Source organism: Ruegeria sp. BHSB196 (assembly GCF_059613135.1).
This window is the reverse complement of sequence record NZ_JBXWRY010000018.1, coordinates 40,827-54,859: the sequence shown is the minus strand read 5'-3', so window position 1 is coordinate 54,859 and position 14,033 is coordinate 40,827. Positions and strand designations below refer to the sequence as shown.

Sequence of the window (14,033 nt, the reverse complement as noted above, 5' to 3'; positions counted from 1 at the left end):
CTTACTCGGCGGCCTCGGTGACGCCCGTCAGGATGCCGCGGATCGCGGCCTCGTCGATGTCGTCATGTTCGGCAATGACCACAAGGCGCGAGCGGCGGTCCTCGTCCGGCTTCCACGGGCGGTCATACTGGTGCCGCACCCGCGCGCCGACCGCCTGAACCAGCAGGCGCATCGGCTTGCCCTGAACGGCGGCATAGCCCTTGACCCGAAGGATGTTCAGCTCGTTCGCCAGACGTTCGATATTGGCCACCAGCTGCGCCGTGTCGGTCTGTTCGGGCAACTCGACCACGATGCTTTCGAAATCGTCATGTTCGTGGTCGTCATGACCGTCGTGATGCGAGGGACGGGCATCCATGTCGTCCTCGGCTGCGGCTTCGAGCCCCAGAACCACGCGCACGTCCACCGCGCCTTCGGCCACTTCGACCACCGGCAGGGGGCGCGGCGCCTCGGCGGCGATGATCTCGCGCGCCTTGGCCACGCCTTCGGGGCCGGCCAGATCGGGCTTGGTCAGCAGGATGATGTCGGCGCAGGAGATCTGATCCTCGAACACCTCGGACAGGGGCGTTTCGTGGTCGATCGAATCATCGGCCAAACGCTGGGCGTCCACAGCGGCGACATTCGGGGCGAAGCGGCCCGCGGCCACGGCCTCGGCATCGGCCAGGGCGATCACGCCGTCCACGGTGATCTTGGAACGGATATCGGGCCAGTCGAACGCCTTGAGCAGCGGTTTGGGCAGGGCCAGACCGCTGGTTTCGATCAGGATGTGATCCGGGCGCGGGTTCAGCGCCATCAGCGCCTCGATCGTGGGGATGAAGTCATCGGCCACGGTGCAGCAGATGCAGCCATTGGCCAGTTCCATGATGTTTTCCGCCGGGCAGTCGGGGATGGCGCAGCTTTTCAGGATTTCGCCATCGACGCCCACATCGCCGAATTCGTTGACGACCACCGCCAGCCGCTTGCCCTGCGGGTTCTGCATCAGGTGGCGGATCAGGGTGGTCTTGCCCGAGCCGAGAAAGCCGGTGATGACGGTGACGGGAAGTTTTTCGAGAGTGCTCATGCTCAGGCTCCAATCGGGGGAATGCGGGCGGCGCAGTTCTTGCGGAAATGTTCGGGTCGGTCGCGCCATTTCACAAGGCCATCTTCGGCGGCCAGGTATTTTGTGGCGCCTTCGACGATGATATCGACGTGGTCGGATTCGTTCAGGTTCTCATAGACGAAGGTCCAGCGCGACGGCCCCCCGCGCAGCACGATCGAACAGCCCTGATCGCAGTTCGACAGGCATTCGACCGGTTTCACATGAATTCCGGCAGGCAGATCGGCCCGGACCAGCGCCTTGTGCAGCAACGTGCCTGGGCGCAGGTCGTCATCTTCGATGGGCAGGCCGCGACGACAGGTGGTGCAGACCAGCAACTCGACTGGCGCGGTTTCGGTCATGGTTCTCATCCCCCCATGCAGTGCGGGGGACGGGGCTTCTTGCGGGCCACGGCCCGACACCGGAACACCCCGTCCGGTTTCGTCTTCGGGCGTTGGCAGGTCTCCCGGCTTGCGGATGTCAGAGCGGCGCTCTGTCGGATGTCCCGCCTTCCCGGCCTGCGGCCAGTGGCATTTGGGCACCCTCTCCGGTCACGGTCGCGGGGGCGGCTGCGTTTGACGGAAAACCGCTGACGCATTCCCTTTTCATCCGTCCTGCGACGGACACCAACGGATCGGACATGCGGCACGGGCAGGGGACTTGTCAAGCGAGTCGCGCAGAGGGCAAGGGCCGAGAGATGAAAAGCGACCTGCCAGCGTCGCTGCGCGGCATGACGCAATGTGCCGCGACGTGCTGCCATGGCCGGGACACGCGAGCAGGGAGATATGCGTCATGAAAGTTGGGTTCATCGGTCTTGGAAATGTCGGCGCGAAACTCTCCGGGTCGCTGCTGCGAAACGGGGCGGACCTGACGGTCCATGACCTGAATCCGGACCTGGTTTCGGACTTCGCCGCAAAGGGCGCGAAAGCGGCGGACAGCCCCGCCCAGATGATGCGCGATTGCGATGCGGTCATCACCTGCCTGCCATCGCCCGCAGCCTCGGATGCGGTGATGCAGCAGATGCTGCCCGAGGTGGGGCCGGGCAAGATCTGGATGGAGATGTCCACCACCGACGAAGCCGAGGTCAGGCGGCTGGGCGCCCTGGTGATCGAGCGCGGCGGCGCGGCGGTCGATTGCCCGGTCTCCGGAGGCTGCCACCGCGCGGCCACCGGCAACATCTCGATCTTCGCGGGCTGCGACCGGGCCACGTTCGAGCGCATCCTGCCGTTCCTGACGACCATGGGACGGCGCATCCTGCACACGGGCGAGCTGGGATCGGCCTCGGTGCTCAAGGTGCTCACCAACTATCTGGCGACCGCCAATCTCGTGACCTGCTGCGAGGCGCTGGTGGTGGCCAAGGCGGCTGGAATGGACCTGAACACCACATATGAAGCGATCAAGATTTCCTCCGGCACGTCCTTCGTCCACGAAACCGAGAGCCAGGTGATCCTGAACGGTTCTCGCGACATTTCCTTTACGATGGATCTGGTCAAGAAAGACATCGGCCTGTTTCAGGAAGTGGCGGACCGGGCCAACGTCCCGCTCGAGGTCAACCCGGTCCTGATCGACATCTTCAACGACGGCATCGCGCGGTTCGGCGCGCGCGAGTTGTCCCCCAACATCATCAAGCGCCTTGAAGAGGCGACCGGCCTAGACATCCGCGCGCCCGGTTTTCCGCCCGAGATGATGGACGACGAGCCTGAGGAACCCGGCTATGAGGTGATTCCGCAAGGCAAGGAATTGAAGGCTGCCGAATGACCGCTGCCAGCAGGGGGTGACGCCGCAAAAAGAAACGCCCCCGGACTGCGATCCGGGGGCGAAACCGGGATTGAGGCGCCAGGTCAGCCGATCAGTTGGTTGTCATCGCGTTTGATGGTGATGACCGCCGACCGCGGGGTACCGCCATCCGGCCAGCTGCTGCCGGGGTGCTGGATGCCCACGAACATCGTGCGCATGTCGCTGGACCACGCCAGGCCGGTGACTTCACAGCCGTTCGGGCCCGTCATGAAACGTACGATTTCACCCGTCACCGGATCCCCGACCAGCATCTGGTTGTTCCCGTTGCCGGCAAAGTCGCCTTCGTTGTTGTCCTTGCCGTCCGTCTGGATCCAGACCAGTCCGGTCGAGTCGATGGCCATGCCGTCGGGCGAGTTGAACAGGTTGCCCTCGTTCATGTTCTCCGAACCGGCATAGGCGTCGGAATGCACGGTGGGGTTGCCCGCCATGACGTAGAGATCCCAGGCGAACGCTTCGGCGGCGTGGTCTTCGCCCGCCGGGCGCCAGCGCACGATCTGGCCATAGTTGTTGGCGTCGCGCGGGTTGGGGCCGTTGGCCGACGTGTCATCGCCGCCCGCATTCGGCTTGACGCCGCGGTTCTTGTTGTTGGTCAGTGCGCAATAGGCTTCGGCTGCAACCGGGCTGGCCGCGACCCACTCGGGACGGTCCATGGTGGTGCCGCCCGCCGCCGACGCGGCCATCCGGGTGAAGATCAGGATCTCGGCCGCATCCATGCCGGTTGTCTCGGGCGTCAGCGGCAGCCACTGACCGGTCAGGTCATCGTTGAACCTGGCGACATAAAGCGTACCGTCATCCAGCAGCCCTTCGGTCGAAGCGCCGGGCTGGTACGTGCCGTTCGAGACGAATTTGTACAGGTACTCGCCCCGCTCGTCGTCGCCCATGTAGACGACCACACGCCCATCCTTGGCCAGAACCACCTCGGCGTTCTCGTGCTTGAAGCGGCCCAGACCGGTGTGCTTGACCGGAGTGCTTTCGGGATCGGTCGGATCGATTTCCACGATCCAGCCGGCGCGGTGCGGCTCGTTGGGGTTCTTGGACGTGTCGAAGCGCGGATCGAACAGCTCGTATCCGTTCCAGCTTTCGGCCTTGATGCCGTACCGCTTGTACCCGTCCGCAACCTTCTGGTCGTAGCTGGCATTCTGGTCAGACGAGCCGAAATACCCGTTGAAGTTCTCTTCGCAGGTGAGATACGTGCCCCACGGCGTCTTGCCGGAACCGCAGTTGTTGAAGGTGCCCAATGACGCGGTGCCGGTCGGATCGGCCTCGGTCTTGAGCAGGTCGTGGCCGGCGGCCGGGCCGACGATCTTCATCGGCGTATTGTGATGGATGCGGCGGTTGAACGGGCTGTCCTTGACGATCGCCCAGCCTTCGGGGCCTTCGGCGATTTCCATCACCGTCACGCCCTGAATGTTCTGCAGCTTGCGTACATCGTCGGCATTGGCCGGCTTGCCTTCGCTGGCCGCGGGCAGGTTGATCTCTTCGTTCGGGTATTCGTGGTTGATGGCAATGAGTTCGTGCCCCCGGAACGAAAAGGTCTCCATCCCGTCGGTGTTCTCGCCGAACACCTTGTCGGAGTTCTCGAGCGGGCCGCCATCGGTGACGTCATAGCCGTCGGCCTCGGAAAACAGCGGATCGCCCCAGCGCATCAGCACCTTCCAGTTGTAGCCTTCGGGCACGTGCACGGTGCCGTCGGTCTGCGCCGGAATCGGAGTGAAGGCAAAGCGTGGGCCTTCGACGGCGTACGCCGCCGTGGAATTCAACAGTCCCGCCCCCATGGCGGCGGCGCCGGATCCGAAGGCGATCACCCCGCCCAGGAAACCACGGCGCGAGATCGCGCTTTCGACAACGCGATCGAAGTCGTTTTCTTCGGGACGGGGGAAGTTCAGTTCATCCCAATCGTCTGCGGACAATCTGGTGGAAGCATCGTCTTTCATGGAGTGGCTCCTTGCTGGCGAATCTAAGCTCTGAGCCACGGAACTAATAGTCGAGTGTGACAGCCAGTTGACAATACCGTTAAGCCAACCGCGAAACCGGTTCGGTCGGCGGTTTTCGGATCCCGCCGCCTAGGTCGATTGCCGGATTTCCTGGGCGTCAGGCGGCCTCGGCTCGGCTGCGGCAATAGCACGAGGCGTGGATCGGTACGGTCGCACGGGCCGCAGCCTGATCCAGTTGGAGTTTTATGTGCTTTGCCTCGGTCAGTTCGCCGCGCCGCACCAGGCATTCATGCAGCCCGTGCAGGCTCCAAATATTGCGCGGATGCTGACAGGCGCGCGCCAGCGTATCGTCCAACCCCAGATCGGCGCGATAGACGGCCTCGGCTTCGTCGAATCGGCCATCTTCCAGCAACAGCGCCCCAAGGGCGTGCCGGGTCGGCTGCATCCAGCCCCAGGGTTCGTCGTAGACAAGGCTGTCATCCAGATTGACGGAGCGCCTCAGATGTGCCAGCCCGGCTTCGCGATCCCCGGATTTAAAGGCGATTTCGCCATCCATCATGGCCTCGCCGATCATCAGCACGTCCTCGGCCGTGTTGTTGAAGACCAGCCGGCTTTCCGGAACGGCCTGCCGAGCTACCATGGCCAGTTCGCGCTCGGCCCGCGCCTCGTCCAGCCGATCCAGGTTGGCCAATGCAACGGCACGGGCCTGCCGCATTGCCGCATAGGTATAGCTGTAGAGTTCGGGGTCTTCGGGGAAGGGTTCGTCCAAGATCTCATGCCACATGCCGAAGCGCACCATCACGTGGATCTTCTTGCCGTAGAAGGACTCGAACAGGTCGGGGAAATAGCGGATCACGTTGTCCGGCAGCATCCGCATCAGCTCTTCTGACGCCGCCAGCGCCTTCTCCGGCTGGCCGAGGAACATGGCGCCGTAGGCTTCGAAATGGACGTTGTGGACCCGGTAGACCGTATAGAAGTTTTCGCCGCCCGCCATGGCCTCGTATTTCCGATCGACCGCCGCCGCCCGGTGATTGCGCCAGACCACGTTCTGATAGTCGCCGCACAAAACATCGATATGGGTTGCCATGTGAACCAGATGCCCGCTGTCCGGGACCAGATCGACCAGCCGGTCTCCGTGGCGCAGCGCCTTTTCCGGCATGGGGGACATTTCCATCAGGTGGATGTACATGTGCAGAAGGCCAGGATGGTCCCACGCGCCGGGCAAGCTGTCGAAGGCGCGTTCCAGCACGGCTTGCGCCTCGAGCGTCGAAGCGCCGTCCGCCGGTTCGCCCTTGGCCAAATCCCAGAGCTGCCAAGGCGTGCGGTTCATCATCGCTTCGGCAAAGATGCAGGCGATGTCCAGGTCGTTGTGATACGCGGCATGGACTTTGCGCATCGAATCCGAAAACGCATCGTTCCAGGGGCCGTAATCCTCGATCTCTGGATCGTCGGGAAACCGGTCGGCCAAGGCTTCGATCAGGGCTGCCTCGACCGGCGCAACCTTGTCGCGCAGGGCCAGTGCCGTTTCAATCGCCTTGTGCGCGCGTTCCAGAGTGGCAACCCGCTCGTGCGGGTCGAAGAACTCCCAGGGCTTGTTGTAGTTCGGGCCGATCGCGTGGGCGATGCCCCAATAGGCCAAGCCGCAGTCCGGGTCGTTCTCTGCCGCGTTCTGGAAACACGCGGCCGCGGCTTCGTGATTGTATCCGTAAAGCCAGTTCAGACCCTGGTCGAACAACTTCTGCGCCTCGGGCGAAGACGTGGTGATCCTGCGGGAATAGGTGCCCAGGTCAAATTCGGTCATGCGGAATGGCCCTTTGAAACAATGAAAAAACCAGCGGCACGCAGACCGCTGCGGTTCAGGATTGTTCGAACATAGCACAGACCGCGCCTGTATTGTTGACGTTCTGACAACGGCACGGGTTCGGCTCCGGCACGAAATCCAGATCTGATCGGCATAGCGCGGCGGGGACCGTTCAGATGAACCCCTCGCCGCCGCAGGTCGAACAGCGGATCGTCTTGACCCCGAAACACCCGTCGCACCGGTCAAAGATGATGTTGCCGTAGATGTCCTTGCCTTTCTTCACCTGCCCGGTGCCCCCGCAGATCTGGCAGGGCGAGCGCCCGGACCCGTGGCAGCGGTGGCACCGTCGCTTGGCGGGTTGGGATTGATTGTTGGTCGCCATCTGAATTTTCACACTTTCTGCAAGGGTTCCGACGGATGCCGATCCAAAGCCTTGCCCGACAACAGAGCACACTCAGCCATTCGTGTCACCACGGGTCGTATCGCGAAGTGACCCGAGCGCTCAGTTTCCCAGGAGCGTACTGGCGATCATGTCGGCCGCAGATGGACCGAGGGCCAGCGGCGTATCGTGCAGGACGGCAAGACGCGACAGCGCCTGAAGGTCGGCATCGCCGCTGTGCGGCAGGGTTGGATCGGCAAAGAAGATCACCGCATCCAGATCGCCGGTCGCGATCAGCGCCCCCAATTGCTGGTCACCGCCGCGTCCACCGCGCTGCAGGCGTTGCACCGAGAGATCGGGCGCCGCTTCGGAAATCATCCGCCCGGTCCCGCCGGTGCAGATCAACCGGTGGCCCCGCAGCGCCTTTTCATGCCGCAACACCCAGGCTCGCAAGTGCGCCTTGCGTGTGTCATGGGCCGCCAGCGCCAGCCGCCGTGGCGCGGTGGACTGGAGCCTGGCGCGGTCGGTGATGTCGAGGATCGCGCGCACCTGCGCCGCAAAGCCCTGACCTTCGGCCGGAAAGACCCCGGCCAGTGCCGCCGTCCCAACCGTGAATCCGGCCGCGCCGGAGCGCGCGGCCTCGGCAATCCGGTCCTGGCTGTCGATGCTGCCCGCCATGATGACCGGCTTGGACACCGCCGAGCACACGTTTCGCATCAGGGCCGGTACATCGCCGTCGAACCGGTAGGCCAGCAGGTCCAACCCGTGCACATGTTCCTGGTCCGCCAGTTGCCGGGCCGAAGTCACGATCGCGTCCTCCGGCCCTTCGAGTACGCTGGGATGGCCGGTGATGCGGCCGGGGAAGGGATAGTAGCGAACCGGGTGGTTGCGGGTCAGTGCAGTCACCTCCTCGGCGCGCGTGCCGCCAAGAAGGCAGTCCACATCCAGATCGATGGCGGCGCGGGCCGAGGCCAACTCGCTTTCGGCATCCAGGCTCACGACCTCAAGATAGGATCGTCCTCCGGCGGCCCGAATGGCATCCGCGAGCCCTTTGAGGTCGTCGAAGGGCAGGCCAACGTCCTTGAACCCGATGTGACGCACGCCACCCTCCAGCGCTTCCTCGAGCCGGGCGCGGGCATCGGGAATGGTTCGGTCATTCGATGTCAGCATCAGGATGAAGTCGAAGGCCACGGATCAATCCCTCCTGGTGTCGAAGCGTCGCCCGAGAAACCGGGCCGGTAGAGCCAGGGGTGGCGGCAAGGACCGATGTTGCGGGCAGGTCAACTCAAGCACATTCGTTCGATCAAGCAAATGCCGGAAACAGCCTGCGATCAGCAGAGAATGTTCTTGAGCCGCGGCCATGCTCCGGTGCGACCCGCGTTTGCGTTCGCGGGCCGCGCCGACACGTCGGAGTACGGTTCAGATGAACCGCTCGATGGTGTCGTCCAGATCGTTGCGATTGATGCCCAGTTCGGACAGCTCGCGATCGGTCATGCGGGACAGCTGTTGCGCCGCCCGGATGTATGCGCCGCGCCTGGCCTTGAACTTCATGGCTTCGTCAAAAAGCAGCAGCGCGCTGGCCGAGGGGAGGGAATCGGCATCGGTGTGCATATGCATCATGTGGTCGCTCCATATCTGGTGTTTCGCGATCGAGGGTCACGCGGGATTCAAGGACGCGGTCGCGGGCAGGGTCTTGGCAGCCGCGTTGGGCATCTGAAAACAGACGCTTTGGTAGGCCCTCCGTGTTTCCTTTTCTTCTGGATTCTGCGGTTCGATACACAGAAGAAAGGTTTGGAAGCTAAAGAACACTGGGCGGGAAGATTAAGAAGCCTTCAGCGGTCGGTTGCCGCTTCGGAAGGGGTGTTGTGCCTTGCATGGATGTCAAAATTGCCAGGCCGCGCGACGGCCCGACTTCCTGCTTGACGCCCGCCCGGTCTTGAAATACCTAGCGTGAGCCTCAAGCGGGTATAGCTTAATGGTAAAGCCCCTGCCTTCCAAGCAGGCTATGTCGGTTCGATTCCGTCTACCCGCTCCAGAAACTCTTCCGTAGACATTTGATGTAATGCGTTAATTGTCCACGCCAAGCGTATGATATTGCAAGAGATGTGAGCTGCGGGCCGAAAACGGGCGGGCAGAGGCGATGTCGCAGGTACCGAACGACGCTGCGCGCCAAAGGCAACTACGCCTTGACCCTGCGGCGCAGTACATCCATGAAGCGGGCTGACACGACCAGGAGACGACAAGGGCCTGACATGGCGAAGAGACGCTCAGCAAGACCGGCCGCACCTGCGGCGCCGGGCGCCAACGAAGAGCGCGCGACCTCCAAGAAGCTGAGCGTTCTGGCCTCGCTCTGGCCCTTCATGAAGCCCTATCGCCTTTTGATGTTCGGCGCGACCTTGGCGCTTGTCGTCACGGCCGGAATGTCCCTGACCCTGCCACTGGCAGTGCGACGGGTGGTCGATCATTTCCGGATCGAGGACGGCGCCCTGCTGGACCAGTATTTCCTGGCCGCTCTTGGGATTGCGGCGGTTCTCGCCGTCGGCACGGGTGTCCGCTATGCGCTTGTGACCCGGTTGGGCGAACGGGTCGTGGCCGATATCCGAAAGGCGGTGTTCGACCGGGTGATCGGGATGAGTCCCGAATTCTACGAACGGATCATGACCGGCGAGGTGCTCAGCCGGATCACCACCGACACGACGCTGATCCAATCGGTCCTGGGCTCCTCGGTGTCGATCGCGCTGCGCAACATGCTGTTGTTCGTGGGCGGTCTGATCCTGATGCTGCTGACTTCGGCCAAGTTGACGGGGATGGTGCTGCTTCTGATCCCCATCGTGGTGGTGCCGATCCTGATCCTTGGCCGACGGCTTCGTGCGATCAGCCGCGAGAACCAGGACTGGATTGCGGCGTCGTCGGGAAATGCTGGCGAGGCGCTGGGCGCCGTCCAGACGGTTCAGGCCTTCACCCATGAAACGGCCAGCCGGTCGCAGTTTTCCGACCTCACCGAGACGGCCTATCAGGTGTCGTTGCGGCGTATCAGTACCCGGGCCGTGCTGACCGTGATCGTGATATTCCTGGTGTTTTCGGGTATCGTGGGCGTTTTGTGGATGGGTGCGAACGACGTGCGCAACGGCGTGATGACCGAGGGCACGCTGATCCAGTTCGTGATCTATTCGGTGATCATGGCCGGTTCGGTCGCCGCCCTGTCGGAAATCTGGAGCGAGTTGCAGCGCGCCGCCGGCGCAACGGAGCGCCTGGTGGAACTGCTGAATGCCAGCGATACTGTGACCGATCCGGCGCAGCCCTTGTCCTTGCCTCGGCCGGTGCAAGGCAAGATCGGGTTCGACCGCGTCAGCTTCCGTTATCCGTCACGCCCGGACGTGGCCGCGCTTGACGAGATGACCCTGACCGTCGAACCGGGCGAGACCGCGGCCTTTGTCGGCCCCTCGGGTGCGGGCAAGACGACGGTGATCCAGTTGATCCAAAGGTTCTACGACCCGGATCGGGGTGTGGTTAGTCTGGATGGCATGGACCTGCGCGCGCTCGATCGGGCCGACTTCCGCCGTCACATCGCATTGGTGCCGCAGGATCCCGTGATCTTTGCGGAGTCAGCGCGCGAGAACATCCGGTTCGGCCGCCCTGAGGCCACGGATGCCGAAGTCGAAGCCGCCGCCCGTGCCGCTGCGGCGCATGAGTTCATTTCTGCGCTGCCGGATGGATATGACAGTTTCGTCGGTGAACGCGGCGTGATGCTGTCCGGCGGGCAGAAACAGCGGATCGCGATTGCGCGCGCCATCCTGCGCGACGCGCCGGTTCTCTTGCTGGACGAAGCCACTTCGGCACTCGACGCCGAAAGCGAACGCGCCGTGCAGCGGGCGGTGGACGAGCTGAGCGCGGGCCGCACGACGCTGATCGTCGCGCACCGGCTGGCCACGGTGAAAAAGGCCGACCGGATCGTGGTGATGGAGGCCGGCCGCATCGTCGCACAGGGCACCCATGCCGATCTGGTGGCGCAGGACGGGCTGTATGCCCGGCTGGCGCGCCTGCAATTCACCGATGGGGTCGCCGCCGAGTGAAGTGACGCCCCGGCACTTGCCCTTTCGCCGCAGCGTCATTCTATGCCTCTCAAAAACCTGCCGGTAAGCCCTCGCTTGCACAGACGAGGATTTGCTCTCATCTTGGTGCGGAAGATCTGCACCTAGCAGAGCCAATAAGGGGAGGAGCCGCATGGCATTCGTTGGGACGGAAGACAAGAAACGCATCGAGAACGAGATGCCATGGGCGGACCGCGATCTGCCGGTGACGTTCCACCAGTTGCTGTCGCGCACGGCCAGCAAGTTTCCCAACCACAAGGCAATCAGCTTTCAGATTCTCTCCGGTCCCAAGGACAAGGCGGAAACGCTCACTTGGTTCGAGTTGCTGGGAAAGGTCAATCAGGCCGCCAACCTGTTCCGGTCGCTGGGGGTCGGGGAAAAGGACGTGGTGGCCTATGTCCTGCCGAATTCCAACGAAACGCTGATCACCATGATGGGCGGCGCCGTCGCCGGCATCGTCAACCCGATCAATCCGCTGCTTGAGCCGGAGCAGATCGCCGCGATCCTGCGGGAAACCGACGCCAAGGTCGTGGTGACGCTGAAACCCTTCCCGAAAACGGACGTGGCGCAGAAGGTGGCCGAAGCGGTGCGGCACGCGCCACACGTGAACACGGTTCTGGAAATCGACCTCAACCGATACCTGACGCCGCCCAAATCCTGGATCGTGCCGCTGGTCCGCCCCAAGATGGAGGACAAGGAGCATCTGGCGCACGCCGATTATCTCGATTTCAACAAGGAGCTTGCGAAACAGCCGACCGCGCTGAGTTTCCCCGACAGCACCGAGGATCGCGTGGCCTGCTATTTCCACACCGGCGGTACGACTGGCATGCCAAAGGTGGCGCAGCACAAGTATTCCGGCATGATCTACAACGGCTGGCTGGGGCACACGCTGCTGTTTTCGGAAGAGGACGTCATCATGTGCCCGCTGCCGATGTTCCATGTCTTCGCTTGCCACGTGATCGTGATGGCCGCCGTCGCCTCGGGTGCGCATGTCGTGTTCCCGACGCCGGCCGGCTATCGCGGCGACGGGGTTTTCGACAATTTCTGGAAGCTGATCGAGCGGTGGAAGGTTTCCTTCATCATTACCGTCCCCACGGCGATTTCGGCCAAGATGCAGCGCCCGGTCGATGCCGACATCTCGAGCGTCAAGACCGCGTTCTCGGGCTCGGCGCCCTTGCCCGTGGAACTGTTCCGCCGTTTCGAACAGGCCACGGGCGTGACCATCGTCGAAGGGTACGGCCTGACCGAAGCAACCTGTCTGGTGTCCTGCAATCCGGTGGACGGAGAAAAGAAGATCGGTTCCATCGGAATCCCGTTTCCGTATACGGATGTGAAGATCCTCAAGGAAGGGGCGGACGGGCCCGTGGAATGCGCGGTGGACGAGGTGGGCGAGATCTGCGTGTCCAACCCGGGCGTCTTTGCGGGCAATACCTATACCGAGACCGACAAGAACAAGAACCTCTATTACCACGACAAGTACCTTCGGACCGGCGATCTGGGCCGCTTCGACGCGGACGGGTATCTGTGGATCACTGGCCGGGCCAAGGATCTGATCATTCGCGGCGGCCACAATATCGACCCGGCCGAGATCGAAGAGGCCCTGCTGGGGCACGAGGCGGTCGCGTTCGCCGGCGCCATCGGCCAGCCGGATGCGCATTCGGGCGAGGTGCCCTGCGCCTTCGTCGAACTGGTCGAAGGTGCCGCCGTGACCGAAGACGAGCTGCTGGAGTATTGCCACGTTCACGTGCACGAGCGCGCGGCGCATCCGAAACACATGACGATCCTTCCGGAACTGCCGAAGACCGCGGTCGGCAAGGTCTTCAAGCCGGAATTGCGAAAGCAGGCAATCACCCGCGTCTACAACGGAGCGCTGGAAAAGGCGGGCGTCGCGGCACGGGTGGTTTCGGTGGTGGACGACAAGAAAATGGGTCTGGTCGCGCAGCTTGACGCCAACGGCGCCTCCGAGGACGATGTGAACAAGGTTCTGGGTGCCTTTACCCGGCCTTGGGAATGGGCAGCCGAACGGAGGGGCAATGGACTATGAGCGTCTGATCGACGAAGAGACATGGGCCTTCATTCGCCGCATCTCCGAGTGCTTCCCGGAAAACGCGGTGGACCTTTCGATTGCCGAACAAAGACGGGCCTATGACGCGATGTGCGGGACCTTCCGCCAGAACAGGCCCGACGGAGTGGAAACCGAGGACCGGAGCGCCGATGGCGTTCCGGTTCGCGTTTATACGGCCGGCGATCCGACACGCACGGTCGTCTACTATCACGGCGGTGGCTTCGTGCTGGGCGGCCTGGAAAGCCATGACGACGTCTGCGCCGAAATCTGCGCCCAGACCGGTTATCGCGTCGTGGCGGTCGATTACCGGCTGTGCCCGGAATTCCGTCATCCGGTGCAGTTCGAGGACAGCTGGACGGCGGCCCGGTGGGCGGATGCGGAATTCGGCGAGCCGCTCGTCCTGGCCGGGGACAGCGCCGGCGGCACATTGGCGGCCTGTGTGGCGCATCGCGCGCGCGGACGCCTGGACGACCTACTCGGCCAGGTGCTGATCTATCCTTTGCTGGGCGGCGATACGACTGCCGGATCCTATCTGGAACACGCCCATGCGCCGATGCTGACCCGCGAGGACGTGCTGTATTACAAGAAGGTTCGTACGGACGGGCAGGCGCCGAAGGCGGATCCGACCTTTGAACCCCTGCAGGATCACGACTTCTCGGGTCTGCCGCCGACCGTGATCTTCACCGCCGATTGCGATCCGCTGCGGGATGACGGGCACGACTATCAGGCGAGAATTGCCGAGGCAGGCGGTCTTGCGGAATGGGTGAACGAGCCGGGACTGATCCACGGATTTCTCAGGGCCCGCACGTCCGTCGGGCGGGCGCAGGCCAGTTTCGAACGCATCACGGTTGCGATCGAGGCTTTGGGGCAGGGCATCTGGTGCTACGATTGACG

At 63.3% G+C, this 14,033-nt stretch carries 11 protein-coding genes, 1 tRNA gene and 1 riboswitch; of the genes, 5 read left to right on the top strand and 7 right to left on the bottom strand.

What is annotated here, in order from left to right:
• Position 1: 1 nt before the first annotated feature.
• Positions 2-1,057 (bottom strand): cobalamin biosynthesis protein CobW, encoded by a 1,056-nt coding sequence (gene cobW / locus AC2FNJ_RS10790; RefSeq protein ID WP_496764236.1) that lies wholly within the window; start codon positions 1,055-1,057, stop codon positions 2-4.
• A gap of 2 nt (positions 1,058-1,059) precedes the next feature.
• Positions 1,060-1,434: a DUF1636 family protein gene (locus AC2FNJ_RS10785; RefSeq protein ID WP_496764235.1), complete on the bottom strand. Its 375-nt coding sequence runs from the start codon at positions 1,432-1,434 to the stop codon at positions 1,060-1,062.
• A 77-nt stretch (positions 1,435-1,511) separates the two neighbouring features.
• A riboswitch (cobalamin riboswitch) is annotated at positions 1,512-1,718 on the bottom strand.
• 92 nt (positions 1,719-1,810) lie between these two features.
• Between AC2FNJ_RS10785 and AC2FNJ_RS10780 the strand changes: the two genes are divergently transcribed.
• A complete protein-coding gene (locus AC2FNJ_RS10780; protein ID WP_496764234.1) occupies positions 1,811-2,830 on the top strand; it encodes an NAD(P)-dependent oxidoreductase in 1,020 nt (339 codons plus the stop codon).
• Between the two features lie 83 nt (positions 2,831-2,913).
• Here the strand turns inward: AC2FNJ_RS10780 and AC2FNJ_RS10775 are convergent, their stop codons facing one another.
• The 5 genes from AC2FNJ_RS10775 to AC2FNJ_RS10755 form a co-directional block, all read right to left on the bottom strand.
• Positions 2,914-4,803, bottom strand: coding sequence for a PhoX family protein (locus AC2FNJ_RS10775; protein ID WP_496764233.1), 1,890 nt, complete (start codon positions 4,801-4,803; stop codon positions 2,914-2,916).
• Between the two features lie 157 nt (positions 4,804-4,960).
• Positions 4,961-6,604: a hypothetical protein gene (locus tag AC2FNJ_RS10770; RefSeq protein WP_496764232.1), complete on the bottom strand. Its 1,644-nt coding sequence runs from the start codon at positions 6,602-6,604 to the stop codon at positions 4,961-4,963.
• A 172-nt stretch (positions 6,605-6,776) separates the two neighbouring features.
• A complete protein-coding gene (locus tag AC2FNJ_RS10765) occupies positions 6,777-6,986 on the bottom strand; it encodes a hypothetical protein (protein ID WP_496764231.1) in 210 nt (69 codons plus the stop codon).
• A gap of 120 nt (positions 6,987-7,106) precedes the next feature.
• Positions 7,107-8,174, bottom strand: a complete 1,068-nt coding sequence (locus AC2FNJ_RS10760) for a methylglyoxal synthase (protein ID WP_496764230.1) — start codon at positions 8,172-8,174, stop codon at positions 7,107-7,109.
• 228 nt (positions 8,175-8,402) lie between these two features.
• A complete protein-coding gene (locus AC2FNJ_RS10755) occupies positions 8,403-8,603 on the bottom strand; it encodes a DUF1127 domain-containing protein (RefSeq protein WP_496764229.1) in 201 nt (66 codons plus the stop codon).
• A gap of 341 nt (positions 8,604-8,944) precedes the next feature.
• On the opposite strand from AC2FNJ_RS10755, the gene AC2FNJ_RS10750 reads away from it, so the two are divergent.
• The 4 genes from AC2FNJ_RS10750 to AC2FNJ_RS10735 all read left to right on the top strand — a co-directional run bounded on the left by AC2FNJ_RS10750 (position 8,945) and on the right by AC2FNJ_RS10735 (position 14,031).
• Positions 8,945-9,018: transfer RNA gene (locus AC2FNJ_RS10750), tRNA-Gly, on the top strand.
• 217 nt (positions 9,019-9,235) lie between these two features.
• A complete protein-coding gene (locus tag AC2FNJ_RS10745) occupies positions 9,236-11,056 on the top strand; it encodes an ABC transporter transmembrane domain-containing protein (RefSeq protein WP_496764228.1) in 1,821 nt (606 codons plus the stop codon).
• A 151-nt stretch (positions 11,057-11,207) separates the two neighbouring features.
• The gene (locus AC2FNJ_RS10740) at positions 11,208-13,118 is read left to right on the top strand and encodes an acyl-CoA synthetase (RefSeq protein ID WP_496764227.1); all 1,911 of its coding nucleotides are present in this window, start codon (positions 11,208-11,210) and stop codon (positions 13,116-13,118) included.
• Complete coding sequence (locus AC2FNJ_RS10735) at positions 13,108-14,031, top strand: alpha/beta hydrolase (RefSeq protein ID WP_496764226.1); 924 nt, start codon at positions 13,108-13,110, stop codon at positions 14,029-14,031. The genes AC2FNJ_RS10740 and AC2FNJ_RS10735 overlap by 11 nt, the downstream gene beginning before the upstream one ends.
• Positions 14,032-14,033: the final 2 nt, after the last annotated feature.

Coding starts and splice junctions, on each gene's coding strand:
- AC2FNJ_RS10745 (WP_496764228.1), top strand. CDS start 9,236: ATGGCGAAGAGACGCTCAGCAAGACCGGCCGCACCTGCGGCGCCGGGC.
- AC2FNJ_RS10785 (WP_496764235.1), bottom strand. CDS start 1,434: ATGACCGAAACCGCGCCAGTCGAGTTGCTGGTCTGCACCACCTGTCGT.
- AC2FNJ_RS10775 (WP_496764233.1), bottom strand. CDS start 4,803: ATGAAAGACGATGCTTCCACCAGATTGTCCGCAGACGATTGGGATGAA.
- AC2FNJ_RS10735 (WP_496764226.1), top strand. CDS start 13,108: ATGGACTATGAGCGTCTGATCGACGAAGAGACATGGGCCTTCATTCGC.
- AC2FNJ_RS10765 (WP_496764231.1), bottom strand. CDS start 6,986: ATGGCGACCAACAATCAATCCCAACCCGCCAAGCGACGGTGCCACCGC.
- AC2FNJ_RS10740 (WP_496764227.1), top strand. CDS start 11,208: ATGGCATTCGTTGGGACGGAAGACAAGAAACGCATCGAGAACGAGATG.
- cobW (WP_496764236.1), bottom strand. CDS start 1,057: ATGAGCACTCTCGAAAAACTTCCCGTCACCGTCATCACCGGCTTTCTC.
- AC2FNJ_RS10780 (WP_496764234.1), top strand. CDS start 1,811: ATGTGCCGCGACGTGCTGCCATGGCCGGGACACGCGAGCAGGGAGATA.
- AC2FNJ_RS10755 (WP_496764229.1), bottom strand. CDS start 8,603: ATGATGCATATGCACACCGATGCCGATTCCCTCCCCTCGGCCAGCGCG.
- AC2FNJ_RS10770 (WP_496764232.1), bottom strand. CDS start 6,604: ATGACCGAATTTGACCTGGGCACCTATTCCCGCAGGATCACCACGTCT.